Annotated in this window: 20 protein-coding genes; 14 read left to right on the forward strand and 6 right to left on the reverse strand. The window is 71.9% G+C overall.

Annotated features, from left to right (window positions below):
* Positions 1-32 precede the first annotated feature (32 nt).
* Complete coding sequence (gene rpmB, locus H4687_RS33010) at positions 33-218, reverse strand: 50S ribosomal protein L28 (RefSeq protein ID WP_003993230.1); 186 nt, start codon at positions 216-218, stop codon at positions 33-35.
* A 300-nt stretch (positions 219-518) separates the two neighbouring features.
* Here rpmB and H4687_RS33015 point away from each other — a divergent pair, with 300 nt between their 5' ends.
* Positions 519-2204 carry a DAK2 domain-containing protein gene (locus H4687_RS33015; RefSeq protein WP_050398710.1) on the forward strand — a complete coding sequence of 562 codons (1686 nt, stop codon included), beginning with the start codon at positions 519-521 and terminating at the stop codon, positions 2202-2204.
* Positions 2205-2379: 175 nt separating this feature from the next.
* Here the strand turns inward: H4687_RS33015 and H4687_RS33020 are convergent, their stop codons facing one another.
* Positions 2380-5337, reverse strand: coding sequence for a tetratricopeptide repeat protein (locus H4687_RS33020; RefSeq protein ID WP_192781832.1), 2958 nt, complete (start codon positions 5335-5337; stop codon positions 2380-2382).
* Between the two features lie 8 nt (positions 5338-5345).
* The gene (locus H4687_RS33025) at positions 5346-7199 is read right to left on the reverse strand and encodes an HSP90 family protein (protein ID WP_179860003.1); all 1854 of its coding nucleotides are present in this window, start codon (positions 7197-7199) and stop codon (positions 5346-5348) included.
* Positions 7200-7394: 195 nt separating this feature from the next.
* On the opposite strand from H4687_RS33025, the gene recG reads away from it, so the two are divergent.
* The 8 genes from recG (at position 7395) to mutM (ending at position 15087) form a co-directional block, all read left to right on the forward strand.
* Positions 7395-9611: an ATP-dependent DNA helicase RecG gene (recG, locus tag H4687_RS33030; RefSeq protein WP_046914201.1), complete on the forward strand. Its 2217-nt coding sequence runs from the start codon at positions 7395-7397 to the stop codon at positions 9609-9611.
* Between the two features lie 339 nt (positions 9612-9950).
* Positions 9951-10538 (forward strand): 16S rRNA (guanine(966)-N(2))-methyltransferase RsmD, encoded by a 588-nt coding sequence (gene rsmD / locus H4687_RS33035; RefSeq protein ID WP_046914202.1) that lies wholly within the window; start codon positions 9951-9953, stop codon positions 10536-10538.
* A 26-nt stretch (positions 10539-10564) separates the two neighbouring features.
* Positions 10565-11044: a pantetheine-phosphate adenylyltransferase gene (gene coaD / locus H4687_RS33040; protein ID WP_005479853.1), complete on the forward strand. Its 480-nt coding sequence runs from the start codon at positions 10565-10567 to the stop codon at positions 11042-11044.
* A gap of 89 nt (positions 11045-11133) precedes the next feature.
* On the forward strand, positions 11134-12198 hold the full coding sequence (locus tag H4687_RS33045; RefSeq protein WP_192781833.1) for a cell division initiation protein: 1065 nt from the start codon (positions 11134-11136) through the stop codon (positions 12196-12198).
* Positions 12199-12350: 152 nt separating this feature from the next.
* On the forward strand, positions 12351-13004 hold the full coding sequence (locus H4687_RS33050) for a YceD family protein (RefSeq protein ID WP_005479851.1): 654 nt from the start codon (positions 12351-12353) through the stop codon (positions 13002-13004).
* Positions 13005-13006: 2 nt separating this feature from the next.
* The gene (gene rpmF, locus H4687_RS33055) at positions 13007-13180 is read left to right on the forward strand and encodes a 50S ribosomal protein L32 (protein ID WP_007493396.1); all 174 of its coding nucleotides are present in this window, start codon (positions 13007-13009) and stop codon (positions 13178-13180) included.
* Between the two features lie 19 nt (positions 13181-13199).
* Entirely contained in the window at positions 13200-14015 is an 816-nt protein-coding gene (gene rnc / locus H4687_RS33060; RefSeq protein ID WP_046914204.1) for a ribonuclease III, read from the forward strand.
* Positions 14016-14226: 211 nt separating this feature from the next.
* A complete protein-coding gene (gene mutM, locus H4687_RS33065; RefSeq protein WP_005479848.1) occupies positions 14227-15087 on the forward strand; it encodes a bifunctional DNA-formamidopyrimidine glycosylase/DNA-(apurinic or apyrimidinic site) lyase in 861 nt (286 codons plus the stop codon).
* Here mutM and H4687_RS33070 read toward each other — a convergent pair.
* Both H4687_RS33070 and H4687_RS33075 read right to left on the reverse strand, forming a co-directional pair.
* Positions 15060-15500, reverse strand: coding sequence for a winged helix-turn-helix transcriptional regulator (locus H4687_RS33070; RefSeq protein WP_078907347.1), 441 nt, complete (start codon positions 15498-15500; stop codon positions 15060-15062). The genes mutM and H4687_RS33070 overlap by 28 nt on opposite strands.
* A gap of 79 nt (positions 15501-15579) precedes the next feature.
* The gene (locus tag H4687_RS33075; RefSeq protein WP_046917003.1) at positions 15580-16566 is read right to left on the reverse strand and encodes a CAP domain-containing protein; all 987 of its coding nucleotides are present in this window, start codon (positions 16564-16566) and stop codon (positions 15580-15582) included.
* A gap of 189 nt (positions 16567-16755) precedes the next feature.
* Between H4687_RS33075 and H4687_RS33080 the strand changes: the two genes are divergently transcribed.
* The 4 genes from H4687_RS33080 to H4687_RS33095 all read left to right on the forward strand — a co-directional run bounded on the left by H4687_RS33080 (position 16756) and on the right by H4687_RS33095 (position 23190).
* Entirely contained in the window at positions 16756-17037 is a 282-nt protein-coding gene (locus H4687_RS33080; protein WP_005479842.1) for an acylphosphatase, read from the forward strand.
* 401 nt (positions 17038-17438) lie between these two features.
* The gene (locus H4687_RS33085) at positions 17439-17639 is read left to right on the forward strand and encodes a hypothetical protein (RefSeq protein ID WP_005479841.1); all 201 of its coding nucleotides are present in this window, start codon (positions 17439-17441) and stop codon (positions 17637-17639) included.
* Positions 17640-17940: 301 nt separating this feature from the next.
* Positions 17941-21558 (forward strand): chromosome segregation protein SMC, encoded by a 3618-nt coding sequence (gene smc / locus H4687_RS33090; RefSeq protein WP_046917004.1) that lies wholly within the window; start codon positions 17941-17943, stop codon positions 21556-21558.
* A 213-nt stretch (positions 21559-21771) separates the two neighbouring features.
* Positions 21772-23190, forward strand: a complete 1419-nt coding sequence (locus H4687_RS33095; protein WP_046917005.1) for a sugar porter family MFS transporter — start codon at positions 21772-21774, stop codon at positions 23188-23190.
* Between the two features lie 94 nt (positions 23191-23284).
* Here the strand turns inward: H4687_RS33095 and H4687_RS33100 are convergent, their stop codons facing one another.
* Complete coding sequence (locus H4687_RS33100; RefSeq protein WP_046917006.1) at positions 23285-24256, reverse strand: LLM class flavin-dependent oxidoreductase; 972 nt, start codon at positions 24254-24256, stop codon at positions 23285-23287.
* 136 nt (positions 24257-24392) lie between these two features.
* On the opposite strand from H4687_RS33100, the gene ftsY reads away from it, so the two are divergent.
* Positions 24393-25598 carry a signal recognition particle-docking protein FtsY gene (ftsY, locus tag H4687_RS33105; protein WP_005479836.1) on the forward strand — a complete coding sequence of 402 codons (1206 nt, stop codon included), beginning with the start codon at positions 24393-24395 and terminating at the stop codon, positions 25596-25598.
* Positions 25599-25673 lie beyond the last annotated feature (75 nt).

The raw sequence follows: 25673 nt of genomic DNA on the forward strand, positions 1-25673 counted from the left end.
GAACCAGCAGTGGCCGCGCGCTTAGCTGAGCGTCAGCGCGAGACCTTGCCGGCCTTGATGCACGAGGTGCAGGCGTTCACGCGCTTCGGCGTCCCGCCGACCACGGTACGCACGCGCTGGATGTTCGGGTTCCAGCGACGGGACGTACGGCGGTGCGAGTGCGAGATGTTGTTGCCGAAGCCCGGCCCCTTGCCGCAGACGTCGCAGTTGGCAGCCACGGGTCACTCCAAAGACTTCAGATGCACTTACGGTTGATCCCGGCATGCCGGGATCACGATCCCGTTTGACGGGGATCTGAGTGGCGTTGCCAGGGGGAGAGTCCGGTTTGGATCAGCGATCCGAATCGGACAACCGGAGCAGCATACAACGACTGCGTCCGTACAACGAAACTACCATGGCTGGTCGGGGCCTCGTCCCGGCCCCCTTACCGGCGGTCACCACCGCGGGTCTACGCTGCGAGCGGCGTGCGGCGTCCCCCGGTCCCACGTCCAGCAGCCAAGCAGCTCAAGGAGGCGCAGGTGCCGCAGGTGCCGCAGACATTCTTCGATGCTCTCGCGGTACGCACCTGGTGCGCACTCGCGCTGGCGGCGCTGGGACGCGCGCGCGAGGAGATCGACGCCATCAACGTGTACCCGGTGGCCGACGGCGACACCGGCACGAACCTGTACCTGACCATGGAGTCGGCGGCGGCGGCCGTGGAAGCGGTCTTCGCGGGCCACGAGGCCGGCGCTCCCGCGGCCGGCGAGGGGGGACCCACGCTCGCCGAGGCCGCGCGGGCCATGGCGCACGGGGCCCTGATCGGGGCCCGGGGGAACTCCGGGACGATCCTCGCCCAGCTCCTGAGGGGCATGTCCCAGGTCCTCTCCGACGACAGTGAGGCGGTTCACACCGACGGCCGGGGTCTGCGGCTCGCGCTGCGGCACGCCGCCGACTCCGCCCGTGACGCCGTCGCCCATCCCGTCGAGGGCACCGTCCTCACCGTCGCCGCCGCGGCGGCCGACGCGGCCACCGGCACCGAGGGCGACTGCGCCGCGGTCGCCCGCTCCGCCTACGAGGGCGCCGGTACGGCCCTGGCGGCGACCCCGGGCCAACTGGCGGCCCTGGCCCGCGCCGGCGTCGTGGACGCGGGCGGACGGGGCCTGGTGGCGGTGCTGGCGGCGCTGGTGGAGACGTTCACGGGGGAGGCGCCGAGGGCGGTGGCCCTCGCCGGGGGCCGCGCGCGCGTGGCCGAGGCCGCGAAGGGCGCGGAGGTGTGCGTGGACGACCGGCCCGACGCGGGGGGCCCCGCGTTCGAGGTGATCTACCTCCTGGAGGCGGACGACGCGGCCGTGGCCCGCCTGCGGGGCCGGCTGGACGCGCTCGGCGACTCGCTCGTGGTGGTCGGCGGCGACGGACTGTGGAACGTGCACGTGCACGTCGACGACGCCGGGGCCGCGGTGGAGGCGGGCGTCGAGGCCGGGCGGCCGTACCGCATCCGGATCACGCACTTCGGGGCCGAGGACGCCCATGTGACCGGTGAGGCCGGACGGCCGCCGCGCGAGCGCGCCCAGCGGGCCGTCGTCGCCGTCGTGCCGGGGGAGGGGCTGGCCGGGCTGTACGCCGAGGCGGGCGCGACCACGGTCCTGGCCCGCCCCGGGGAGCCGCCCGCCAGCGGGGAGCTGGTGGAGGCCGTACGGCGCGCCCACGCGCGCGAGGTGGTGCTGCTGCCCAACGACGCGGACCTGCGCCACACGGCGGCTGCCGCCGCCGAGCAGGCCCGTACGGAGGGCGTCCGGGTCGCCCTCATCCCCACGCGCTCGGCCGTGCAGGGCATCGCCGCCCTCGCCGTCCACGAGCCCGACCGCCGCTTCGACGAGGACGTCGTCTCCATGACGTCCGCCGCCGGCGCCACGCGCTACGCCGAGGTCGTCATCGCCGAACGCCAGTCCTGGACCATGGCCGGCATCTGCCAGGCCGGGGACGTCCTCGGCCTCATCGACGGCGATGTCGCCGTCATCGGCTCCGACGTCACGCTCACGGCCGCCGCCGTGGTCGACCGGATGCTCGCCGCCGGCGGCGAGATGGTCACCCTCGTCCTGGGCGACGAGGCCCCCACCGAGGTCGTCGACCACGTGGAGACCCGGGTACGGGAGCACCTGGCGGTCGACACGGTGGTGTACCGGGGCGGCCGGCAGGGGTCGCTGCTGCTGATCGGCGTGGAGTAGCAGTCTGTCCGGGGCCCGGGGCCCTGACGCTTTTCAGGGGTGCGGGGGACTGCGCGAACGGGGTCCGGGGCGGAGCCCCGAGTCTGTGACGGGGGTCGAAGGGGCGCGCAGCCCCTGGGATGGGATGGGTAGGGGCGGCGGGGGCGAAATCCCCGGGGCACCCCCGGACTCCGGCTCAGCCCGGCGCCCCCGTCCCCGCCCCCGTCCCCTCCGCCGCCACGATCAACCGCTCCGCCTCCGCCCGCCGAGCCCCCGCCGTCTCGTCCTCACGATCACCGAACGCCGCCGACACCCCCCGCGCCCGCTCCACGGCCGCCTCCGAGCGCCCCAGATCGACCTCCAGCCACCCCGCCGCAAGCTCGGCCGCGGTCCGCGCGTCGAGGAACTCCCCGCCCAGGGAGCCGTACACGGCCACCGCCCGCTCGACGAAAACGAGCGCCTCCTCGAACACCGGCCCGAAGGAGACGAGTTCCGCGTCCTCGGCCACGGAACGGGCCAGCAGGTCGCCGAACTGCCGGTACGTCTCGCCCAGTTCCGCGACGATCCGCCGCCGGTTCTCCTCACCGCTCACGTCGGACAGCGCCGCCTCGCAGCCCACCACCGCGTCGCCCATCAGCTCCCGCGCCTCCTCCGGGGCGGAGCCCGCCGCACCCTCGCGACCCTCCCGTGCCGCGTACCAGGCCCGCGCCCGCAGCGCCCGGACGTACCCGTGGACGTTCCCCAGCTCGCCCCAGAGGTCGACGGCACGGGCGTACGCCCGGTCGGCCTCGGCGGGCAGCCCCGCGCGCGCGAGCGCTTCCGCCGCGAGGTGCGCGAGCATGGCGTGGTCGCGCTGCTCGGGCCAGTGCCGGGCGATGTCGGCGGCCCGCAGCCACCGTTCGGCGGCCTCGCGGTGCTCACCCAGCTCCGTGTGGCAGTCGCCGAGCCACCACAGGGTCTGGGCGAGGGCCCCGTCCCCGTGCGTCTCGGCAGTGAGATCCGACAGGGCCGACTCCAGCACCTCGGCCGCCTCCGCCCACCGCCCCAGCCGCAGCAGGAACCCGCCGAGCAGATGCCGGGCCCAGGCGCCGAGCGTCGGCCCCTCGCCCGCCTCGTCGGCCCAGTGCGCCGCCTCCAGGGCGTGTGCGAAGGCCGGCTCCACCCGCTCGCCGGCGCCGAGCAGTTCGGCCAGCTGGAGATGCAGCTGGGCGTGGCCCACCGGCTCCAGGTCCGACCCGCCGTGCTCCAGCGCCGCCAGCGCCGCCCGTTCGGCCGTCTCCAGGTCCCCGAGGTGCTGCGCGACCCCGGCGAGCCGGGCCTCGTACTGCACCGCGAACCACGGCAGCCCGGCCGTCACATAGCGCTCCGCGGCCTCCGCGAACAGGTCGGCGGCCGCCGCCGTGTCCCCGGCGCGCACGGCCAGCTCGCCGAACATCGCCCGCGCCTCCGCGGCCCGCGAGGCCAGCCGTACATCCTCTTCGCGGCGCGGCTCGACGAAGTCCGCCAGCGCGCGCACGGCGGCCTCGGCCGCGGGGACCGCGTCGGCGTCCTCGGTCTCGTGCATCCGCTGCACGAGTATCCGGGCACGCCCCACCAGCACGGACGCCGTCTGCCGGACACCCGTCCCGCCGTCCGCCCACAGGACGAGGATCTTCTCGTACGGCTCGGAGATCAACTCCAGGGCCGCGTCCGGGTGGCCCGTCAGCGCGTGCACGTTCGCCCCGCGCGCCCGTGCCGCCCACGCCTCGCCCGGGTCCCCGGCCTCCTCGTACAGCTCGGCCGCCCGCTCGAAGAGCGCGCGGCCCTCCGGCCCCCGGCCGATCGCTTCGTGGTCGACGATCTCCGCGCGGTCGAAGGCCTCCAGCTCCACGCCCTCGGCCTCGGCGGCCCGCGCCACGGCCGCCCAGGCGGCGACGGAACCGGGGTGCAGGGACTCGGAGAGCCGCCGAGCCTCCGCGAGGAGAGCGGGCAGGTCGTCCTCCGGCACGGCGGCGGTGTCCGTCCGCTCCTCGGCGGCCGGCTGCCGGGGTGTCGGCACCGGGACCACGGGCCGCGCCGAGCGCACGCCCAGCGGCAGCCGGTCCAGCAGCGGCGCCCGGTCCATCCGCTCCCGGACCCGGCCGCTGACGTACGCCGTGCCGTTGCGCTCGTCGAAGCGAGCGGCCAGGGAAAGGGCCTCCTCGCGCGCGTGGACGGCCAGTTCGCGGGCGGTCCAGGTGCGTCCGGCGGGGCCGGGGACCGTCTGATCGGCGAACCCACGGGCGGACAGGCGGCCCATGAGCAGGGCCACCACGCTCATGAAGTCCAGCTTGCTGCGCGGGTCGCCGGAGTCCGTGAAGTACGCCGGACGCTCCGCCAGCAGCTCCAGACCACGCGCCTCGTTGCCGGTCAGGGCGCAGAACTCCACGTGGTCCGCGTACGCGCCCCGCATGCTCTCCATGGCCCGCACCAGCCGGAAACCGCGCAGATGGTGGGCCCGGGCCTCGTCGTGGCGCCCCAGCCGCAGCAGCGGCACCAGGGACGACGCCAGGACGGTGTGCGGCTCGTGGGCGCACGTGTACTCGCCCTCCAGCACCGGTGCCCACAGCCGAAGCGCCTCGGCGTCCTCGCGCCGCCGGGCCCGCCACCAGCCCTGGCCGTGCAGCTCGCACGCGTGACAGTCGGCCATCGCGTCCCGGTCGGCGGCCAGCCACGCCCCGTACGCCCGCTCGGCCCGCGCCAGGTCGCCGACGTGCGCGGCCACGCTGAACTCGGCGCTGCGTACGGCCCGTTCCGAGTGCCCGGCGAGCCGGTAGCGGTGCTCCATCTCGCCGAGCCACTTCTCGATGGAGGCGAGCGGGACGTGCGGCTGGTTCAGCATCCCGGCCGACATCCACTTGAACACCCAGTGCAGGGAGTGGACCTCGTACTCGTCGAAGTCCTCCGGGCGCTCGTCCCACATGCGCAGCAGGCGCGCGAAGGGGACGAACATCTTGTCCTTCTCGGAGCTGTAGTTGTAGACCTTCAGCTGGTGCCCGAGCGCCTCGATCACGGCGAGCGGCTCGTTCAGCCTCTCCGCCTCCGCGAGCAGCACCTCCGCGCGCGCGTTGCGCGCGGGGCCCTCCGGCTGCTCGTAGTTCTCCGCCATGGCCCGGCGCAGCTCGTCGAAGTCCATGACGTCTCTCACGTGCGGCCGTCCCCCTCGGGGTGCGTGGCCCACTCCAGCAGGCCGATGAAGGCGCGGTTCAGCAGCGCCGAGTCCGCCGGCCGCAGCGGACGCTGCGCCATCAGCAGGGCCTGCCCGTACAGGGACTCGGTGGCCGTGCCGATCAGCTCCCGGTCGGACAGGGAACTGATCCGCCGGATCAGCGGGTTGAGATGGTTGAGCACCAGCCGCGCGCGCGGGGCGCTGCCCCGCAGCGAGCCGAGGATGCCCGCCCACAGGTCGTCCGCCCGCTCCTCCGCCTCCGCGCGGGCCTGCTCGTGCCGGGCGGAGCGGTCGTCCAGGTGCAGCGCTGGCACCGACAGCGGGTGGAAGGCCCGCAGCACCACATCGCACCCCAGGGGGTCGAGCCTGGCCCGCGCGGCCGACAGGAAACCCGCGAGAGCCAGTTCCACGTCCGGGTCCACCGCGTCCAGGTGCGCCGTCACCGTCTCCGCGTCCAGCTCGGCGACCACCGTCCCCGGCCGCACCGACGGCAGCGCCTCGACCAGCTCGCTGTCGTACGTGTAACCGCCGTTGACGACCCCGACGCCCTGGGCGGACGCGATCGGCGCCACCTGGCGGTACTCCTCGACCGTCCGCGTGAAGTGCACCACCGGATGCCGCTGCGCGAACTCCTCCAGGGACAGCCGCCCGTCCGTCGTCTCGAAGGGGAGCCACGGCAGCATCGTGCGCAGCATCTCCCTGTCGTGGCGTGCCAGGGACTTCACGCCCAGGTGGTGCACCGACAGGAAGGCCGCCAGCCGCTCCGGATCACCCGCGGCGAGTCCGCTCAGCCAGGAGCGGATCCGCTCGCCCAGGGCCTCCCGCACCGCCGCCAGGGTCTCGTCCTCGTACAGCGACTCGCGCGACGCCGTGGGCCGCAGACTGTCCGTGTCGAGCACGCACCGCACGAAGAACGCCCAGTCGGGCAGGAGCTGTTCGGCCCGCTCGGTGAGCAGCATGCCCTTCAGGTGCACCCGGTGGCTCGCCCGCTGGGCCGGACTGACGGCGGCCGGCAGGACGTACGCCACACCCCGGATCCCGGCCAGCGGCACGTTCAGCTCTATGGAGTCCAGCGGGGTGAACCCGAACAGGTCGTGGCAGTGCCGGGCCAGGGCCACCCGCCGGGTGGCGGGGGAGGGGTACGCGCGGTCCCAGGGAGCCGGCAGATCGGTGACCGCCTCGTCGCCCACCCGGACGTCGTAGGGCAGCAGCGACCCGAAGTCCCGCGCCAGGGTCAGCACGCGCGCGGGGGCGAGCCATTCGGCGGCTCCGGGCCGCGCGACCAGGTGCACGGTCGTGCCCGGCTCGACACGCGCCTCGTCGGGCAGGGTCCGCACGGTGTACGAGCCGTCGTCCGCCGCCGTCCACTCCACCGGCGGCGCCTGCGGCGTACGGGCGCTGCGGCTGACCACACGGATGCGCTCGGCGACCACGAAACACGCCAGCAGCCCGATGCCGAACTGCCCCAGGAAGTCCGAACGGACCTCCTGTATGCCGCCGTCGTCGCGCTTGGAACTGCGCCCGATCGTGGCGAGGAGGCTGTGCACATCGGCCTCGGTGAGCCCGATACCCGAGTCCTCCACCCGCAGCGCGCCGCCCTCGGCGAACAGCCGCACCCGGGCGGGCGCGCCGGGCTGCTCGGCGCGGCGGGCGGTGATCGCGTCCACGGCGTTCTGCAGCAGCTCGCGCAGGTAGACCTTCGGACTGGAATAGAGGTGGTGCGAGAGCAGATCCACCAGGCCGCGCAGATCGACCTGGAAGGTATGAGGCGACTGGGGCGCCGGAGGGGTCTGGGGTGCCTGGGATGACTGTGAGGTCATTGAATCCATCGTCGCAGCGCCGGTGGAGGGGATTCTGGCGACGGCGGCGGGGTCGGGCGGTCCCGGGAGAAGGTGACCGCGGACGGGAGGCGGTACGGACCCTGACTCGGCTGGGCCCGGGAGAGCGTCATCCTAGGCGCGAACGACCCGCCTGACCAGCGGATTTCACGTACCTCTACGGGATTGTCAGTGGCGTGGTGTGCAATGGATCTCGTGCCCGCGCTCGAAGAACCGCTCAAGAACTCGCTCGGCGCCGCCACCGCGAAGGTGATGGCCGAGCACCTCGGCCTGCACACCGTCGGGGATCTGCTGCACCACTACCCCCGCAGGTACGAGGAGCGCGGCCAGCTCACCCACCTCGCCGACCTGCCCATGGACGAGCACGTCACGGTGGTCGCCCAGGTCGCCGACGCCCGCCTGCACACCTTCGCCTCCGCCAAGGCTCCCCGGGGCAAGGGCCAGCGCCTCGAAGTGACCATCACGGACGGCAGCGGCCGCCTCCAGCTCGTCTTCTTCGGCCACGGCGTCCACAAGCCCCACAAGGACCTCCTCCCGGGCACCCGCGCCCTCTTCGCCGGCAAGGTCTCCGTCTTCAACCGCCGCCTCCAACTGGCCCACCCCGCCTACGAGCTGCTGCGCGGGGACGACGTCACCGAGACCGTCGACACCTGGGCCGGAGCCCTCATCCCGATCTACCCGGCCACCGCCAAACTGGAGTCCTGGAAGATCGCCAAGGCCGTCCAGACGGTCCTGCCGAGCGCCCAGGAGGCCGTGGACCCACTGCCCGAGTCGCTGCGGGAGGGCAGGGGCCTGGTCTCCCTGCCGGAGGCCCTCCTGAAGATCCACCGCCCCCACACCAAGGCGGACAGGGACAGCGCGCGCGACCGCCTCAAGTGGGACGAGGCCTTCGTCCTCCAGGTCGCCCTCGCCCGCCGCCGCCACGCCGACTCCCAACTCCCCGCCGTCGCCCGCCGCCCCGCCCCCGACGGCCTCCTCACCGCCTTCGACGCCCGCCTCCCCTTCACCCTCACCGACGGCCAGCAAAAGGTCTCCCGGGAGATCTTCGACGACCTGGCCACCGAGCACCCGATGCACCGGCTGCTGCAGGGGGAGGTCGGATCGGGAAAGACGATGGTGGCGCTGCGCGCCATGCTCGCCGTCGTCGACGCGGGCGGTCAGGCCGCGATGCTCGCGCCCACCGAGGTGCTCGCCCAGCAGCACCACCGGTCGGTGACCGAGATGATGGGCGAGCTGGCGGAAGGCGGCATGCTGGGCGGCGTCGAGCACGCCACCAAGGTGGTGCTGCTCACCGGCTCGATGGGAGCGGCCGCCCGCCGTCAGGCGCTGCTCGACCTGGTCACCGGCGAGGCCGGCATCGTCATCGGCACGCACGCCCTGATCGAGGACAAGGTGCAGTTCCACGACCTGGGCCTGGTCGTCGTGGACGAGCAGCACCGCTTCGGTGTCGAGCAGCGCGACGCCCTGCGCGGCAAAGGCAAACAGCCGCCCCACCTCCTCGTGATGACGGCGACCCCCATCCCGCGCACGGTCGCGATGACCGTCTTCGGCGACCTGGACACCTCGGTCCTCGACCAGCTCCCGGCCGGCCGCTCGCCCATCGCCAGCCATGTCGTCCCGGCCGCCGACAAACCGCACTTCCTCGCCCGCGCCTGGGAGCGCGTGCGCGAGGAGGTGGAGAACGGCCACCAGGCGTACGTCGTCTGCCCCCGCATCGGGGACGACATCGACGAACCCGCCGGTTCGAGGAAGGCCGGCGGGAAGTCCCCCGAGGACGAGGCGGAGAAGCGCCCGCCCCTCGCCGTCCTCGACGTCGCCGACCAGCTCTCCAAGGGCCCGCTCCAGGGCCTGCGGGTCGAGGTCCTGCACGGCAGGATGCACCCCGACGACAAGGACGCGGTCATGCGCCGCTTCGCCGCCGGCGAGACCCATGTCCTGGTCGCCACCACGGTCATCGAGGTCGGCGTGAACGTCCCGAACGCCACCGCCATGGTGATCATGGACGCCGACCGCTTCGGCGTCTCCCAGCTCCACCAGCTGCGCGGCCGGGTGGGCCGTGGCTCCGCCGCCGGCCTCTGCCTCCTGGTCACCGAGATGCCCGAGGCGAGCCCGGCCCGCCAGCGCCTCGGCGCCGTCGCCTCCACCCTCGACGGCTTCGAACTCTCCCGCATCGACCTCGAACAGCGCCGCGAGGGCGATGTCCTCGGCCAGGCCCAGTCCGGCGCCCGCACCAGCCTGCGCATGCTGACCGTCATCGACGACGAGGAGATCATCGCGGAGGCCAGGGAGGAGGCGGCCGCGGTGGTGGCGGCCGACCCGGACCTGGAGCACCTCCCAGCGCTACGGACAGCACTGGACGCCCTGCTGGACGAGGAGCGGGAGCAGTACCTGGACAAGGGCTGAGGGGCGGCCGCGGGCCCGGTGGGGCTTCTCGCGCCGTTCCCCGCGCCCCTGAGAACCCAGGCCGCGCGCCCCCGAAAACCCCAGACCCTGCGGGCCTGGGAGTCTGAACGGCAGTGGGCGCAACCCCTGTTCTCCAGGCGCGCGGGGAACGGCGCGACCAGCCCCACCCGCCCGCAGCCGAAAACGGTGCTGTCCGCGCAGACGGCACACCGGCAGCCCCGTTTCGCGCTCCTCCCGCATCCCCGACCGACAGCGGTCACCCTCCCGGTACCCGCACGCACCCCCCACCTCCGGCTGCCAGACTGGACCCGTGACCCCGCCCTCGAACAAGGACCCACGATGACCCGCGTGATCGCCGGCACAGCCGGCGGACGCCGCCTGGCGGTCCCGCCGGGGACAGGCACCCGCCCCACCTCCGACCGCGCGCGCGAGGGCCTCTTCTCCACCTGGGAATCCCTCCTCGGCGGCCCGCTGCACGGCGAACGGGTCCTCGACCTGTACGCCGGCTCGGGCGCCGTCGGCCTGGAGGCCCTCTCCAGGGGCGCCGGCCACACCCTCCTCGTCGAGGCCGACGCGCGAGCGGCCCGCACGATCCGGGACAACGTCAGATCGCTCGGCCTCCCCGGCGCCGAGGTGAGATCCGGCAAAGCGGAGCAGATCGTCCAGGGCCCGGCCCCGGACGAGCCGTACGGCCTCGTCTTCCTCGACCCCCCGTACGCCGTTCCGGACGACGATCTTCGAGAGATCCTGCTCACACTCCGTACCGGGGGCTGGCTCGACGGCGAAGCCCTCGTCACCGTGGAGCGCAGCACCAGAGGCGGTGAATTCGCCTGGCCGACCGGTTTCGACGCCATCAGGGCCCGTCGCTACGGCGAGGGAACGTTTTGGTACGGTCGCGCCGCCGCTACGTGCGAAGACGCACGATGACCGGACCGGAGAGCGAGGGATCCCAAGTGCGCCGTGCCGTCTGTCCCGGGTCGTTCGACCCCATCACCAACGGGCATCTCGACATCATTGGCCGCGCCTCCAAGTTGTACGACGAGGTCTATGTCGCGGTGATGATCAACAAGTCCAAGAAGGGCCTCTTCGAGGTCGAGGAGCGGATGGAGCTGATCCGCGAGGTCACCGCCGAGTACGCGAACGTGCGGGTGGAGGCCTTCCACGGCCTGCTCGTCGACTTCTGCAAGCAGCGCGACATCCCGGCCATCGTCAAGGGCCTGCGCGCGGTCAGCGACTTCGACTACGAGCTGCAGATGGCCCAGATGAACATCGGCCTGTCGGGCGTGGAGACCCTCTTCGTCCCCACCAACCCCACCTACAGCTTCCTGTCGTCCTCCTTGGTCAAGGAGGTCGCGACCTGGGGCGGCGACGTCTCCCACCTGGTGCCCCCGCTCGTCCTCGAAGCCCTCGGCGAACGCCTGAAGCAGGACTGAGCGGACGAACCTCCCCCGCTGGCCGTACAGTCGACCCGACCGTCTCCAACACAGTCGTAGAGAGTGGCGAGCACACGGTGGACCACACGGTGGACGTGCAGAAGAAGCTCGACGAGATCGTCTCGGTGGTCTCCGGCGCCCGATCCATGCCCATGTCGGCCTCGTGCGTGGTCAACCGCGCCGAACTGCTCTCCCTGCTCGACGAACTGCGCGCGGCCCTGCCGGACTCCCTCGCCCAGGCGCGGGAACTGATCGGCGACCGTGACCACATGGTCGAGCGGGCCCGCCAGGAGGCCGAGCGGATCGTCGCCAACGCGCACGCCGAGCGCGGCTCCCTGATCTCCGACACCGAGGTCGCCCGCCGCTCCCAGAACGAGGCCGACCGCATCCTCGGCGAGGCCCGCCAGGAGGCCGAGGAGGTCCGCGCCGAGGCCGACGACTACGTCGACTCCAAGCTCGCCAACTTCGAGGTCGTCCTCACCAAGACCCTCGGTTCCGTGGGCCGCGGCCGCGAGAAGCTCCTCGGGACGGGCCCCGGCCTCGACGAGCGGGGCTACGCGGACGAGGACGCCCCCGAGCGCAGTCAGGACCCCGAGACGCTGCGCAAGGACGCCGACGCCTACGTCGACGCCAAGCTCGGCGCCTTCGAGGCGGTCCTCGCCAAGACCCTGGAGGCCGTCGGCCGGGGCCGCCAGAAGCTCCACGGCCGGATCGCCTCCGACGACCTCGGCGCCCTCGCCCTGCACGACGACGGCACCTCCCCGCAGCTCACCAGCGACGCGGACTACCTGGCCAACCTCTCCGACACCTCCGCCCAGCAGTCCCGGCCGGTGCCGGAGCAGCAGTCGTACGGCGGGCAGCAGGAGTCGTACCAGGCGACGGCGTACCAGCAGGATCCGTACGGCGGCTACCAGCAGCAGTACGCCCAGCCCCAGCAGGCCGCGGACCCCTACGGCTACCAGCAGGCCGATCCGTACGCGGCCGGCTACCCGCAGCAGCCCGCGTACGACCCGAACCAGGGGCACCAGGACCAGGTGCCGCAGGACCAGCAGGGGTACCCGCAGCAGCAGGCGAACGTGCTCGACGAGACCAGTCTCTTCGACACCACCATGATCACGGCCGAGCAGTTGCGCCGGTACGAACAGGGCCGCTGACAGCGGATTGGGCCGATGGCGAAAGGTCCAGTATCCTGGATGTTCGGTCGCGAGTGCGTTCATGCTGTCCGCAACAGACGCCCGCGATCGAGCGCTGCCCGGAACACCAGGGGCGACGCTCCTCCTCCGCATCCCGAAGACCGAAAGCAGAAATGGCTCTGAACGCCCGCCTCGACCACCGCAACCCCCTCGTGTTCGACACGCACGAGCTGGGTCGGCGGCCCGGTGCGCAACAGCGCCTGACGCGCTCGGTCGACGCTCCGAAGGACCTCGGCCTCAAAGGGGTCGTCGGAGTGCCGGAAGGCGCCCCGGTGGAGCTCGAACTCCGTCTGGAGTCGGTCATGGAAGGGGTGCTTGTCACAGGCACCGCCCGTGCACTGGCCGAGGGGGAGTGCGTAAGGTGTCTGGAGCCACTGGAGCTGGAGCTCGCAGCGGACTTCCAGGAGATGTTCTCGTACCCCGACGCCGATGAGCGGGGCCGCGTGATCGCGGAGCCCGACACCGACGCCGAGGACGACGAGGACAGGCTCTTCCTCGAGGACGGCCTGTTCGACCTCGAACCCGTGCTGCGCGATGCGGTGGTGCTCGCACTGCCGATGCAGCCGGTGTGCCAGGACGACTGCCCCGGCCTGTGCTCCGAGTGTGGAGCGCGGCTGGCGGACGACCCGGACCACCACCACGACGCCGTCGACATCCGTTGGGCGGCACTGCAGGGACTCGCCGGTTCACTCGAAGATGGCGAGAAGGACGAGTTGAGCGGCGGCGCGCTTCCATCAGCGCACGTCGACGAGAAGCAGGAGAAGTAGCCGTGGCTGTTCCGAAGCGGAAGATGTCGCGCAGCAACACGCGCCACCGCCGGTCGCAGTGGAAGGCTGCGGTCCCCACCCTGGTTGCGTGCGAGCGCTGCCACGAGCCCAAGCTGCAGCACATCGCGTGCCCGTCTTGCGGCACCTACAACAAGCGCCAGGTCCTCGAGGTCTGAGCGGCTGGTGAGAGGCTCTATGTCTGACGCCAAGGCGGAGACCAACGCCAAGAAAAAGGCGGAGAACACAGCCTCGTCCCACACGCTTCTGGAAGGGCGGCTCGGCTACAAGCTCGAGTCCGCCCTTCTGGTGCGTGCGCTGACCCACCGTTCGTACGCGTACGAGAACGGCGGTCTGCCCACCAACGAACGCCTGGAGTTCCTCGGGGACTCCGTGCTCGGTCTGGTGGTCACGGACACGCTGTATCGCACCCACCCCGACCTGCCTGAAGGCCAACTGGCCAAGCTGCGGGCCGCGGTGGTCAACTCTCGTGCGCTGGCGGAGGTGGGCCGCGGGCTCGACCTCGGCTCCTTCATCCGGCTCGGCCGCGGTGAAGAGGGCACGGGTGGCCGGGACAAGGCATCCATCCTCGCCGACACCCTCGAAGCGGTGATCGGCGCGGTCTATCTCGACCAGGGGCTCGACTCGGCGGCGGAGCTGGTGCATCGCCTGTTCGACCCGTTGATCGAGAAGTCTTCGAATCTCGGAGCCGGCCTGGACTGGAAGACCAGTCTCCAGGAGCTCACCGCGACCGAGGGGCTCGGTGTGCCCGAGTACCTGGTCACGGAGACCGGCCCCGACCACGAGAAGACCTTCACAGCTGCCGCCCGCGTCGGAGGCGTCTCGTACGGCACCGGCACCGGCCGCAGCAAGAAGGAAGCGGAGCAGCAGGCGGCCGAGTCCGCCTGGCGGGCGATCCGCTCCGCGGCGGACGAGCGGGCGAAGGCGGCGGCCGAGGCCGCTGCCCAGGCCGACGACATCGCGGTCACCCCTTCGGACACCGCCCCGGCCTGACGCCGAGGACTGCCGCCCCCGGGCCCCCGCGAGGGGACGCGGGGGCGGTTTCGGTGCGTTGCCGGGTGGGAGTGGGGGCGGGCCTGAAAAGCATGGGGCGCAGCCCCTGCTTTTCAGGGGCGCGGGGAACTGCGCGAGAAGCCCCCACCGGACCCGCACCCACCCCCGACCGACACCCCCCAGCCCCCTCGCCCACCCTCCGGAGGACCCCGTGCCAGAACTCCCCGAGGTCGAGGTCGTCCGCCGCGGCCTGGAGCGCTGGGTGGCGCACCGCACCGTCGCCGACGTCGAGGTGCTGCACCCCCGGGCGATCCGCCGTCACCTGGCCGGCCCGGAGGACTTCGCGCTCCGGCTGAAGGGCCACCGCATCGGGGAGCCCAGCAGGCGCGGCAAGTACCTGTGGCTGCCGGTGGAGGACACCGGGATCGCCGTCCTCGCCCATCTCGGCATGAGCGGCCAACTGCTCGTGCAGCCGCACGAGACGGCCGACGAGAAGCACCTGAGGATCCGCGTCCGCTTCGCGGACGACCTCCGCACCGAACTCCGCTTCGTCGACCAACGCACCTTCGGCGGACTGTCGTTGCACGACACCACCCCCGACGGCCTGCCGGACGTCATCGCGCACATCGCCCGCGACCCCCTCGACCCGCTGTTCGACGCGGAGGCCTTCCACCAGGCGCTGCGCCGGAAGCGTACGACCATCAAACGGGCCCTGCTGGACCAGTCGTTGATCAGCGGGGTCGGCAACATCTACGCCGACGAGGCGCTCTGGCGGTCGAGGCTGCACTACGAGCGCCCCACCGCCGGCTTCACCCGCCCCCGCACCACCGAACTCCTCGGCCACGTACGGGACGTGATGAACGCGGCCCTCGCGGTGGGCGGCACGAGCTTCGACAGCCTGTACGTCAACGTGAACGGCGAGTCGGGGTACTTCGACCGCTCGCTGGACGCGTACGGCCGCGAGGGCCTGCCCTGTCGCCGCTGTGCCACGCCGATGCGGCGGCGGCCCTGGATGAACAGGTCCAGCTACTTCTGCCCGACGTGTCAGCGGGCCCCGCGCGCCTCGTCGTAACGCGCACGGGCCGTGAGCACGTCCTCCATGCGGTCCTCCACACAGGTGATGAGGGACAGCAGGCGCTCGGAGATCTCGCGGCCGAGCGGAGTGAGGCTGTAGTCGACGCGGGGCGGGTTGGTGGGCTGGGCCTCGCGGTGCACCAGGCCGTCCCGCTCCAGGGCGTGCAGGGTCTGGGAGAGCATCTTCTCGCTGACGCCGTCGACGCGGCGCCGCAGCTCGTTGAAGCGGAGCGAGCTGTCGTGCAGCGCGCCCAGTGTCAGCCCGCCCCAGCGGCCGGTGATGTGCTCCAGGGTGCCCCGCGACGGGCAGTTCCTGGCGAACACGTCGAAGGCCAGCTGGTCGAGGTTCCAGGCGTCCGCGCCCGCGGCGGCCTGCGCGGGCGTCACGGCACTCTGCGCGGTCGATTCCATACACCGAGCATACTCCGACGCAGCGCTAACCAGAAGGTCGCACTAACTTCTGGTTAGCGGGTGCTGTCCGGGGGATGTCTCAGTAGCCGAAGTCCTGCGTCCACCACGGTCCGCCGTCGCCCAGGTGGACACCGACGCCGAGGGTCTTGAAGTCGCAGTTCAGGATGTTCGCCCTGTGGCCGGGGCTGTTCATCCAGGCCTCCATGACCGCCTCGGCGGTGGCCTGGCCGCGGGCGATGTTCTCGCCGCCCAGCCCGGTGATCCCGAGGGCCGCCGCGCGGTCCCACGGGTCGGCGCCGTCGGGGTCCGTGTGGTCGAAGAAGGCGCGGAGCGCCATGTCCTTGCTGAAGGTCTCGGCCAGCCGGGAAAGGTCGCTGTCGGCCGCCACCGGGCTGCAGCCGGCCTTCGCCCGCTCCTCGTTGACGAGGAGGAGGACCGCGGCCTCGGCCTGGGTCTCGGTGGAGATCTCCACCGGAGAGGTCTTCTCCTTCTCCTTCTCCTTGCCCTTTTCCTTGGTGGGCTCGGAGGACGGCGTCCTGGTCTTCTCGGAGCCGGAGCCCTTGCCCGCCTTGTCGGCAGGAGCCTTCTCGGACGGGGTCTGCGAGGGGGCCGGGGTGCTGGACGGCGAGGCCTCGCGCTCGGCGTCACGGCTGGTGGACTCGTCCTCGCGCTGTTCCTGCGCGGCGCCGTCCGTACCGCCCTGCTGGGTGGCCGCGCCGGTCGGCGAGCCGGCGGGCACCACCGTCTCGTTGCTGCTGCCCCCGCTGACCGCGTACTTGTCGCCGCCCGGCAGCACTCCGGTGGCCACCGCGACGGTGCCGAGGGCGACGGCGGCGGACACACCGAGAAGACCGGTCTTCACCGGGGTCACGGTCCGCTTCTTGCGGCGGCGCGAGCCACCGCCGCGCGCTGCGGCCTGGGCGTCGGCCTCCAGGACCGCGGCGAACCCGTACAGGTTCTCCGGACCGTAGTGGGGTTCTTCGGAAGTGAAGCCCGTGTCGGTGACCCCGGCGGCGCGGCCCCCCCTGGCGGCGCGGCCGGCGGCGGAGCGTCGGTGGCGTCCCATGTCTTGGCCTTCCTCGTCCTTGCGGTGTCCTGCGTCAACGTTGGGGATGTTGTCAACGTTGTGATCGTCGCCTTCACGAATCTCACACGAAGGAGTGAGTTTCATATGAGATTCATTGGGTCGGGACGGTACAGCATGGCGCCGGGGGAGGGAGAGACCCGTGGGACATTGGCCCGTTAGCGTGCAGGCATGAGCGAGGATGTACGGCTGGTCACCTGGGTCCGCGGACGGGTGCAAGGGGTGGGTTTCCGCTGGTTCACGCGGGCGCGGGCGCTGGAGATCGGCGGACTGAGTGGTTTTGCTCTCAATTTGGCCGACGGACGGGTCCAGGTGGTCGCCGAGGGCCCCCGCGAGGCGTGCGAAGGGCTCCTGGGGTGGCTCCAGAGTGACGACACGCCCGGGCGCGTGGACGGCGTCACCGAGATCTGGGACACACCCCGAGGGGGCTACGACGGCTTCGCCATCCGCTGACCGTGCCGTGCGGAGCGGGCTGGGCGAGGGGGAGAGGTGCGCCACCGGCATATGCCAGGAGCATGCACACAACAGAAATGTGCAGGTGATTGCCAAGGCGGGTTTGTCATGGCACTCTCCGAAGAGACGATGATCCCCTCGCTCCGCCGGTCAGGAGAGGTCCCCGAACCGCCGCAGCGTCGCCCGCTCGGGGCCGCGCGGCAGAGGGATGCCCGTCAATGCGGGGCGTGATCGTGTTGACCGTCAAACTTTTTGGTGAGACGCTAAAAGCAACCCCGCGCACCTTAGCTGTTTGGCATGAAGACGGCAGCAAAAACTCAACAGTGCCAAGCATCGCGGGTGCGATTCCCTCACGACCCACACCGCTTCGGTCGGTCACTCAGTGTGGAGGACCATCCATCATGGCAAAGGCGCTTCTCGGTTACGTCGGCGGCTCCGACCCGCGACTCCTCGCCGAGATGCGACGGCTCCAGCAGCGTGTCCAGGACCTGGAATCCGAACTCGGACGCATCCAGGCGGAGAACGACGCGCTGACGGCTGCCGCTTCTCACGACTCGCTCATGGAGCTCGACGCACGCCAGGCGGAGCCTGCGCTCACCTGATCACTGCATCGCACACGACAGACAGCAGTGGTTGGGCTGCCCGTATCAACCGCTAAGTTGTCAGATCTGCAAGGGACGCCTTCTCACGAGGCGTCCCTTCTTTCTTTCCCCGACCCCTCGACCGGCGTCCCTGACCGACGCCCGACTTCTTGACGTGTCCGAGGGCCGACGACCCCCGGAAGACTTCAGAAGAACCCCCGAACTTCCTCACACTCCTTAACGTCTGATGTGCCCTGCACGTTCATGTGCGAAACCGCGCGTTCATGGAGTGGGACAAGGCCGGAAGGTAGAGTCCGGCGGCGTGCACCTCAAGGCCCTGACCCTTCGCGGGTTCAAGTCGTTCGCCTCGGCGACCACGCTCCGGTTCGAGCCGGGCATCACGTGCGTCGTCGGACCGAACGGCTCGGGCAAGTCGAACGTCGTGGACGCGCTCAGCTGGGTCATGGGCGAACAGGGCGCGAAATCCCTGCGCGGCGGCAAGATGGAGGACGTCATCTTCGCCGGCACCACCGGGCGCCCCCCGCTCGGCCGCGCCGAGGTGTCCTTGACCATAGACAACTCCGACGGGGCCCTGCCCATCGAGTACGCCGAGGTCACGATCACCCGGATCATGTTCCGCAACGGCGGCAGCGAGTACCAGATCAACGGTGACACCTGCCGCCTCCTCGACATCCAGGACCTGCTCTCCGACTCCGGCATCGGCCGCGAGATGCACGTCATCGTCGGCCAGGGCCAGCTCGACTCCGTCCTGCACGCCGACCCCATGGGCCGCCGCGCCTTCATCGAGGAGGCCGCCGGAGTCCTCAAGCACCGCAAGCGCAAGGAGAAGGCGCTGCGGAAACTGGACGCCATGCAGGCCAACCTGGCCCGCGTCCAGGACCTCACCGACGAACTCCGTCGCCAGCTCAAGCCGCTGGGCCGGCAGGCCGCCGTCGCACGCCGGGCCGCGGTCATCCAGGCGGACCTGCGGGACGCACGGCTGCGGCTGCTGGCCGACGACCTCGTACGGCTCCAGGCGGCGCTGCGCACCGAGGTCGCCGACGAGGCCGCGCTCAAAGCGCGCAAGGAGGCCGCCGAGACCGAGCTGAAGAAGGCGCTCCTGCGCGAGTCGCAACTGGAGGGCGAGGTACGGCGGCTGGCGCCGCGCCTCCAGCGGGCCCAGGAGACATGGTACGAACTGTCGCAGCTCGCCGAACGGGTGCGCGGCACGATCTCCCTGGCCGACGCCCGGGTCAAGAGCGCCACGTCCGCCTCCCCCGAGGAGCGGCGCGGGCGCGACCCCGAGGACATGGAGCGCGAGGCCGCCCGCGTCCGCGAACAGGAGGCCGAACTCGAAGCGGCCCTGGAGGCGGCCGAGCGCGCCCTGGAGGACACGGTCGAGCACCGGGCCGAGCTGGAGCGCGAACTGATGGCCGAGGAGCGGCGGCTGAAGGACGTGGCCCGGTCCATCGCCGACCGCCGCGAGTCCCTCGCCCGGCTGAACGGCCAGGTCAACGCCGCCCGCTCCCGTGCGGCCTCCGCCCAGGCCGAGATCGACCGGCTCGCCGCGGCCCGCGACGAGGCACAGGAGCGTGCCGTCACCGCCCAGGAGGAGTACGAGGCGCTGCAGGCCGAGGTCGACGGCCTCGACGCCGGCGACTCCGAACTGGCCGAGCTGCACGACGCCGCCAAGCGCGCCCTCGCCGAGGCCGAGTCCGCCGTCACCGAGGCCCGGGAGGCCACCACCACCGCCGAACGCCGCCGCGCGGCCACCCAGGCCCGCCACGAAGCCCTTGCGCTGGGCCTGCGCCGCAAGGACGGCACGGGCGCGCTGCTCGCCGCGAAGGACCGGCTCGGGGGCCTGCTGGGGCCGGCCGCCGGGCTGCTGACGGTCACTCCCGGCCACGAGGCCGCCCTGGCGGCGGCCTTCGGCGCGGCGGCCGACGCGATCGCCGTGACCACCCCCGCCTCGGCCGCCGAGGCCATCCGCCTGCTGCGCAAACAGGACGCGGGGCGGGCGGCACTGCTGCTGGCGGGGGCGCCGGAGGACCCGGAGCCGTCCCGGAGGGACGCGGGGGACCGCGCGACCGGCCTCGACCAAGTCGCGCGCGGGCCCCGGCCGCTCCCCGCGTCCCCCACCGCACACGTCGCGGCCGACCTCGTCCGCGGCCCCTCCGACCTCATGCCCGCCGTACGCCGCCTGCTCCACCGCGTCGTCGTGGTCGACACCCTCGAAGACGCCGAGGAACTCGTCTACGCGCGCCCCGACCTCACCGCCGTCACCGCCGAGGGGGACCTCCTCGGGGCGCACTTCGCGCACGGCGGGTCCGCCGGCGCGCCCAGCCTGCTGGAGGTGCAGGCGTCCGTCGACGAGGCGGCGGCGGAGTTGGAGGAACTGGCCGTACGGTGCGAGGAGTTGGCCGAGGTCCAGCGGAGCGCGGTCGAGTCGCGGCGGGAGCGGGCCGCGCTCGTGGAGGAGCTGGGCGAGCGGCGCCGGGCGGCGGAGCGGGAGAAGTCCGCGGTGGCCCAGCAGCTCGGGCGGCTGGCCGGGCAGGCGCGGGGCGCCGCCGGGGAGGCCGAGCGGTCCACGGCCGCCGCCGCACGCGCCCAGGACGCGCTCGACAGAGCCATGGAGGAAGCCGAGGAACTGGCCGAACGGCTCGCGGTGGCCGAGGAGATGCCCGTGGAGGAGGAGCCGGACACCTCCGTACGGGACCGGCTCGCGGCGGACGGGGCCAACGCGCGCCAGACCGAGATGGAGGCCCGGCTCCAGGTGCGGACGCACGAGGAGCGGGTCAAGGGGCTCGCGGGGCGCGCGGACTCGCTCGACCGGGCCGCGCGTGCCGAGCGGGAGGCGCGGGCGCGTGCCGAGCAGCGCAGGGCCCGGCTGCGGCACGAGGCGGCCGTCGCCGAAGCCGTCGCGTCCGGCGGCCGGCAACTGCTCGGCCATGTCGAGGTCTCCCTCGCCCGGGCGGCGGAGGAACGCACCGCCGCCGACGCCGCCAAGGCGCGCCGGGAGCAGGAGCTCGCGCGGGCCCGTGGCGAGGGGCGCGATCTCAAGGCCGAGATGGACAAGCTGACCGACTCCGTCCACCGGGGCGAGGTGCTCGGCGCCGAGAAGCGGATGCGGATCGAGCAACTGGAGACCAAGGCGCTGGAGGAGCTGGGCGTCGAGCCGGAGGGGCTGGTCGCGGAGTACGGGCCCGACCAGCTCGTACCGCCGTCGCCGCCGGCCGAGGGCGAGGAGCTGCCGGAGGACCCGGAGCACCCCCGCAACCAGCCGAAGACCTTCCACCGGGCCGAGCAGGAGAAGCGGCTCCGGGCGGCCGAGCGGGCGTACCAGCAGCTCGGCAAGGTCAATCCGCTGGCGCTGGAGGAGTTCGCGGCGCTGGAGGAGCGGCACAAGTTCCTCAGCGAGCAGTTGGAGGACCTGAAGAAGACCCGCGCCGACCTGCTCCAGGTGGTGAAGGAGGTCGACGAACGCGTCGAGCAGGTCTTCACCGAGGCCTTCTGGGACACCGCACGGGAGTTCGAAGGGGTGTTCTCCCGGCTCTTCCCCGGCGGGGAGGGGCGGCTGATCCTCACCGACCCGGACAACATGCTCACCACGGGCGTGGACGTCGAGGCCCGGCCGCCGGGCAAGAAGGTCAAGCGGCTGTCGCTGCTCTCCGGCGGTGAGCGGTCGCTGACCGCCGTCGCGATGCTCGTGTCGATCTTCAAGGCCCGCCCCAGCCCCTTCTATGTGATGGACGAGGTCGAGGCGGCGCTCGACGACACCAATCTGCAGCGGCTGATCCGGATCATGCAGGAGCTGCAGGAGGCCTCACAGCTGATCGTGATCACCCACCAGAAGCGGACGATGGAAGTCGCCGACGCGCTCTATGGCGTGTCGATGCAGGGTGACGGTGTGTCGAAGGTCATCAGCCAGCGGCTGCGTTAGCCGTTCCGGTCCACGGGTAGACGAGGGCCGTCGCGGGGTTCCCCGCGTCCGAGCCGGGGTCCCGATGCAGTCTCTTCAATACTTGAATCCAAACTCCTCACCAGTTCGCCGCATCCCTCGTGCAGGGATACTTGACCCCCCTCTTGACTTCGAAACTTGAAGACATATTCTCTGCGGCGTTGCCTTTACCTTCAAAGCGGAAGGTCCCCCCACGTGACCAGCACTGCGCAGGCGTCCAAGTCAGGAGCGCGCGAAGGCCAGCCCGACCATCTCTCGCACGTGATCTTCATCGCGGCGGCGGCCGCGATGGGCGGTTTCCTCTTCGGCTACGACAGTGCCGTGATCAACGGCGCGGTCGAAGCCATCCGGCACCGCTACGACATAGGCTCCACGGCTCTGGCCCAGGTCATCGCCGTCGCGCTCATCGGCTGCGCCGTCGGCGCGGCCACGGCCGGCCGGATAGCCGACCGCATCGGCCGCATCCGGTGCATGCAGATAGCCGCCGCCCTCTTCACGGTGAGCGCCGTCGGCTCCGCGCTCCCCTTCGCGCTGTACGACCTCGCCTTCTGGCGGATCGTCGGCGGCTTCGCCATCGGCATGGCGTCGGTCATCGGCCCCGCCTACATCGCCGAGGTGGCCCCGCCCGCCTACCGGGGACGGCTCGGTTCGTTCCAGCAGGCCGCGATCGTCGTCGGTATCGCCATCTCCCAGCTGGTCAACTGGGGCATCCTGAACGCCGCCGACGGCGACCAGCGCGGTGAGCTGCTCGGCCTGGAGGCCTGGCAGATCATGCTCGGCGTCATGGTCGTCCCGGCCGTGCTGTACGGCCTGCTCTCCTTCGCGATCCCCGAGTCCCCGCGCTTCCTGATCTCCGTCGGCAGGGACGAGCGCGCCCGTGAGGTGCTCGCCGAGGTCGAGGGCAAGGACGTCGACCTGGACGCCCGGGTCGCCGAGATCGAGTCGGCCATGCACCGCGAGCACAAGTCGACGTTCAAGGACCTGCTCGGCGGCAGCTTCCTCTTCAAGCCGATCGTCTGGATCGGCATCGGACTGTCGGTCTTCCAGCAGTTCGTCGGCATCAACGTCGCCTTCTACTACTCCGCGACGCTCTGGCAGTCCGTCGGCGTCGACCCGAGCGAGTCGTTCTTCTACTCCTTCACGACCTCGATCATCAACATCGTCGGCACCGTCATCGCGATGATCTTCGTGGACCGGATCGGCCGCAAGCCGCTCGCCCTGATCGGCTCCGTCGGCATGGTCGTGGGTCTGGCGCTGGAGGCCTGGGCCTTCTCCTTCGACCTCGTCGACGGCAAGCTCCCCGCCACCCAGGGCTGGGTCGCCCTGGTCGCCGCCCATGTCTTCGTCCTCTTCTTCGCCCTCTCCTGGGGCGTGGTCGTCTGGGTCATGCTCGGCGAGATGTTCCCGAACCGGCTGCGCGCCGCCGCCCTGGGCGTGGCCGCCTCCGCGCAGTGGATCGCCAACTGGGCCATCACCGCCAGCTTCCCGTCCCTGGCCGACTGGAACCTCTCGGTGACGTACGTGATCTACACGGTCTTCGCCGCGCTCTCCATCCCGTTCGTCCTGAAGTTCGTGAAGGAGACGAAGGGCAAGGCGCTGGAGGAGATGGGCTAGCCCGTCGGCCACCCGCCTCCCCGAGTTCGAGGAGAGGGGCCAAGCCCCCGCTGCCCCTCTCCTCGTACCCCTTCGTGCTCAGCGGCCGAGTCGCTCAGCCGCCGAGACGCGGCAGCACCCGCTCGGCGAACAGGCGCAGCCCCCGCCGGCCCTCCTCGACCGGCATCCCGCCCGCCAGCGGATGCAGGACGTAGGTGTCCAGGCCCAGCGCCACGCACTCGTCCGGCGTGACGATCCGGTACACGCCCTCCCCGCGCAGCTCCGCCACCGTCGCCGCCCCCGACCGCACCGCCGAGCGGATGCCGGCCGACTGCCAGGAGGCGTACGTCCGCGCCTCGTGCAGGAAGTGCGCGCCGTACTCGGCCCATGCCCGGTCCGGATCCTCCGCGACGTGCAGCAGCGGGGTCTCGGCGGCGGGCATCATCGTCCACCCCTCGGTGCCGTACTCCACGAGCCGCTCCTTGTAGTACGCCTCCAGCTCCGGCAGGTGCGCGCTCGGGAAGAAGGGGAGTCCGAGCCGGGCCGCCCTGCGGGCCGCGGCCTTCGACGAGCCGCCGACCAGCAGCAGCGGATGCGGCTCGGTCCCCGGACGCGGGGTGACCCGGACCGTGCGCCCCCGGTACGCGAACGGCTCGCCCGTCCACGCCCGCAGCAGCGTCTCCAGCACCTCGTCCTGAAGCTTCCCGCGGCTTTTCCAGTCGACGTCGAACTGCGCGTACTCCTGCGGTCGGTACCCGATCCCGGCGACGGTCACCAGCCGTCCGCCGCTCACCAGATCCAGTACGGCGATGTCCTCGGCCAGCCGCAGCGGGTCGTGCAGCGGGCCGATCACCGCCGACACCGTGACCGTGATCCGACGGGTGGCCCCGAACACCGCTCCCGCGAACACGAACGGCGACGGCAGCCAGTTGTTCTCGACCCCGTGGTGCTCCTCCGTCTGGACGGTGGAGATGCCCTGCTCATCGGCGTACGCGGCCATCTCCAGCGCGGCCCGGTAGCGGGCCCGGAGCGAGGCGGGCGTGGCGCCGGGCTCGACCAGATTGAAGCGGACGACCGTGACGGGCATGGGGGACCCCCTTCGGGCGACTGTGGAGGGGGACGTTAGCTGACGACTCGTCAGGTATCCAGGGGCGAGGAAGGGCAGCGTGCCCCCGTACGGCGACCGAACACCGCGCGGGGTGGTCCCGCATACTGGTGCCGTTATGGAACTCATCCTTGCTGTAGTCATCGCCGTGGTCGTGCTCGGCGTGCTGGGCGGGCTCGTCGTAGGCGGCCGCAGGAAGAAATCGCTGCCCCCGGCGCCCCCCACGACACCCGACATCACCGCACCCCCGGCCGAGCCGCACGTCGGCGACGAGGCCGAGACCCCGCGCGACGAGCCGCGCAGAACGATCGAGGAGGTGGACCTCCCGGCCGGCACGGCGACCCCGCCCGTCGCCGTCGAGGAGCCGTCGGTCGTGGAGGCTCCCGCGATCGAGATCCCCGAGCCGACCGCCGGCCGTCTGGTGCGGCTGCGGGCCCGGCTCTCCCGCTCGCAGAACGCGCTCGGCAAGGGGCTGCTCACGCTCCTCTCGCGCGAGCACCTCGACGACGACACCTGGGAGGAGATCGAGGACACCCTCCTCACCGCCGACGTCGGCGTCCAGCCCACCCAGGAGCTGGTCGAACGGCTGCGCGAGCGGGTGCGGGTGCTCGGCACCCGCACCCCGGCCGAGCTGCGCACCCTGCTGCGCGAGGAACTGCTGCAGATCCTCGTCCCCGAGTTCGACCGCGCGGTCAACACCGATTCGCCGCTCGACACCCCGGGCATCGTGATGGTCGTCGGGGTCAACGGCACCGGCAAGACCACCACCACCGGCAAGCTCGCCCGCGTCCTCGTCGCCGACGGCAAGAACGTGGTCCTCGGCGCCGCGGACACCTTCCGGGCCGCCGCCGCCGACCAGCTGCAGACCTGGGGCGAGCGGGTCGGTGCGCGTACCGTGCGCGGTCCCGAGGGCGGCGACCCCGCCTCCATCGCCTTCGACGCCGTCAAGGAGGGCATCGAGGAGGGCGCCGACGTCGTCCTCATCGACACGGCCGGCCGGCTGCACACCAAGACCGGCCTCATGGACGAGCTCGGCAAGGTCAAGCGGGTCGTCGAGAAGCACGCGCCGCTGGACGAGATCCTGCTCGTCCTCGACGCCACCACCGGTCAGAACGGTCTCGTCCAGGCCCGCGTCTTCGCCGAGGTCGTCGACGTCACCGGCATCGTCCTCACCAAGCTCGACGGCACGGCCAAGGGCGGCATCGTCATCGCGGTCCAGCGCGAGCTGGGCGTGCCCGTCAAGCTCATCGGACTGGGAGAGGGCGCGGACGACCTGGCGCCGTTCGAGCCGGAGGCGTTCGTGGATGCGCTCATCGGCGAATGACCCCGCGGACCACTTACGAGACTTCGTAGGTGCACGAAGAAGCGCCCGCCCCCGAGACAAGTCGGGGACGGGCGC

The organism is Streptomyces stelliscabiei (assembly GCF_014873495.1).
GTDB lineage: Bacteria > Actinomycetota > Actinomycetes > Streptomycetales > Streptomycetaceae > Streptomyces > Streptomyces bottropensis.